This is a genomic window from Pseudomonadota bacterium, from assembly GCA_010028905.1.
In the GTDB taxonomy this organism is placed as follows: Bacteria; Vulcanimicrobiota; Xenobia; order RGZZ01; family RGZZ01; genus RGZZ01.
Genome location: RGZZ01000870.1, coordinates 1 through 1,201 on the forward strand (window position 1 = coordinate 1; position 1,201 = coordinate 1,201).

The following is a 1,201-nucleotide window of genomic DNA, read 5'->3' on the forward strand; positions in this document are numbered from 1 at the left end:
GGCGGTCTGGCGATAAAACGAGGGGCGATTGTTGTTGCGGGTTGTACCACGGTTGTTACAAGTGCGACGACGAGGTCACAGATTGTTTACGAGCGGGGTGTGGCTGAGAGGGGGCGGTGTGCGGCAGAATCGGAACAGAAGAAAGCGGAGGATTCGAGATCATGCCTGTTGAGCCCATCAACACCGATTCGAAGTCGAGACCGGTTGACCGAAGCGGGGAACGCTCCACCTCGTCGTCGGCGTCGACCTCTGGCGGACAGGCGGCCGCCGCCTCTGCGCACCAGGCCCCCGGATCGCCCGCGCCTTCGACCGATGCAGCGGCCTCATCGCCGCGCGATCGGGTCACGCTCAGCCCTGTCTCAGAGAGCCACGGGCCGTCCGCGGGGGGGCGCGAGAGCGGCATGCCTCAGCTCAGCAGCTGGCTGAAGGGCGGACCCCAGGGTGCGCAGGGCGATCAGGCGCCCGCGGGTCGCTCTCCTCAATCTGCGCATGACATGGGGGCGCGTACCGCAGAGGCTTCCCGTACCACAGAGGCTCCCCGTTCCGCAGAGGCTCCGCGCGCCGCGGATGCAGCGCGCGCCGCGCAGGCGGGCGAGTCGCAGCCTTCCACGGGCGGCCCCTCTCGCGCCACCGCCGCACAGGGGAACGAGCAGCCCCGGGGGACGGGCGCGCAGCATCCCCAGAATGCACAGGGCTCATCCCAGGGCGCGGGCATGCGCCCCAAGAAGGCCGCGGGACCCATGGGGCCAGGGGGGATGCCGGGCGGGCTTCCCTCAGGTCTCAACAGCAAGGGAGCGGGCGACGGAGGCAATGGCCCTTCGGGCGTCAAGCCGATGCAGGGCAATCCCACCGACGTGAAGCTCGGGGGAGACCAGCGGGGGCTCGAGGAGGCGCGCAAGCTCGGGCAGGACGCGCGCTCCAACCAGCAGGGGGCCGAGGGAAACCGGGATGCCTTCCGCAATGCGGCCGACAACGCAGGTCGTGACGCTTCACAGAACCGCAGCGATCAGGCGCAGCACGACAGCGCCGCCGACCAGGCGCAGCAGGCCGCCCAGAAGTTCGCCCAGGACGCGCAGAAGCACATGACCGACAAGGCCAAGAACATCCAGCAGGCCGCCCAGGCCAAGGGCGAGCAGGGGCAGGCAAAGGGCGAGCAGGCGAAGGGGCAGGCGGGCATTGCCAAAGGCGTGGGCGAGCAGAC

The 1,201-nt window shown here is 69.6% G+C and carries 1 protein-coding gene; it reads left to right on the plus strand.

The window, feature by feature from the left end:
* Window positions 1–161: 161 nt before the first annotated feature.
* A partial coding sequence (locus EB084_26005) for a hypothetical protein (protein ID NDD31719.1) occupies window positions 162–1,201 on the plus strand: 1,040 nt, incomplete at its 3' end.